Origin of the sequence: Denitratimonas organivorans (assembly GCF_037478135.1) — a bacterium.
Classification (GTDB): domain Bacteria; phylum Pseudomonadota; class Gammaproteobacteria; order Xanthomonadales; family Xanthomonadaceae; genus Denitratimonas.
On record NZ_JBBHDV010000027.1, the window covers coordinates 1 to 1,358 of the forward strand.

Genomic DNA, 1,358 nt, shown 5'->3' on the forward strand with positions numbered 1-1,358 from the left:
CCCGGTGCGCGATGGTAGCTGCCAGCTGGGTCAACTGCGCGGTGGTGGGCGCACGGGCGCGGTGCAGGCGCAGTTCGCGCCGCGGCAGCTCGGTGGCTTCCACGTACACGCCGTCGAGCCACAGCATGTGGAAGTGGATGGCAATGACAACTATCCGAAGCGGTCGGCGTGTGCAGCCTGCTTCGGCGACGTTCTGACGGGGCCCATGGCCCCGTCATTATTGGTCAGCTTAGCTTAGGTTGTACTGTTTGCGAGTAACGGGTTGTATCTATGTGATACGGATTGCTATTTCACTCGGTTTTGTACATGTGAACGTCGCGCTGGGGAAAGGGAATGGAAATGCCTTCCGCATCAAAGGCTTTTTTCACACGCTCTTGCATGTCCCAGTAAAACGGCCATAAGTCCCCAGACTTTGTCCAGGCCCGAACAGTAAGGTCAACAGAGCTGTCTCCAAGGCCGCCCACCACAATTAGTGGTGCAGGGTCTTTGAGCGCACGCTCATCTTCTTCGATAAGGCGCTTGCAAATGCTCTTGGCTTTGTCGATATCGTCGTTGTATCCAATGCCGAATTTCATATCGCAACGGCGTGTGTCGTAGACGCTCATGTTGGTCAGGCTGGAGTTGGATAATTCGCCGTTGGGGATCACTACGCGGCGATTATCAAAGGTGTCCACAACCGTGTAGAGAATACTGATTTCACGCACTGAGCCCAGAAAGCCCTGAGCTTCAATCACATCGCCCACCTTGAACGGTTTGAAAATCAGAATCAGCACGCCACCGGCAAAGTTCCCCAGGCTGCCTTGCAGAGCAAGACCAACAGCCAAGCCTGCGGCACCAATGATAGCGACAAAGGAGGTAGTGGCGATGCCTACCATGGAGGCTACAGAAATCAGCAGCAGAATCTTGAGAACAGCGTTAATCAACCCGCACAAAAACTTGTTAAGGGTAGGGTCTTTCTTGCCAAGCTTGGCATCCAGAACGTTCACAAAGCGATTGATCAGCCATAGGCCGATAATCAGCGTAATAATGGCTAGCAAAACTTTTGGGGCATAGGTCATGACCAGTGCAATGGCCTGATCCACATATTCAGAAGCGCGCCCGTCAGCGCTAAATAGGTCTTCCATAGGGACTCCTTGTAATTCCTGTTCTTAGTTGATTGTCGTTTTAGTCTGGTTCCGGTGCCGCCGGATCAGTTCACGCCTTTTTATAGCAGACAAGGCGGCCGGGGTATATCGGAGTTGCAGCGGAGACGCGAATAGGAAGTTCAAACGCCCTTTTCGAGCAGTCTGCTGGGTAGGCGGCGGTCGCGCAAGCCCCGTTTTGGGCACGGATCGGACGTCTGTGAGTGGGATTTCGGC

At 53.9% G+C, this 1,358-nt stretch carries 1 protein-coding gene; it reads right to left on the minus strand.

Features of this window, described 5'->3' with window-relative positions:
- Positions 1-290: 290 nt before the first annotated feature.
- Positions 291-1,124 (minus strand): mechanosensitive ion channel family protein, encoded by an 834-nt coding sequence (locus tag WDB66_RS15160; RefSeq protein ID WP_339399438.1) that lies wholly within the window; start codon positions 1,122-1,124, stop codon positions 291-293.
- Positions 1,125-1,358 lie beyond the last annotated feature (234 nt).

Bases quoted from the DNA above. Each gene is read 5' to 3' on its own strand.
- WDB66_RS15160 (WP_339399438.1), bottom strand. From the start codon at position 1,124: ATGGAAGACCTATTTAGCGCTGACGGGCGCGCTTCTGAATATGTGGAT.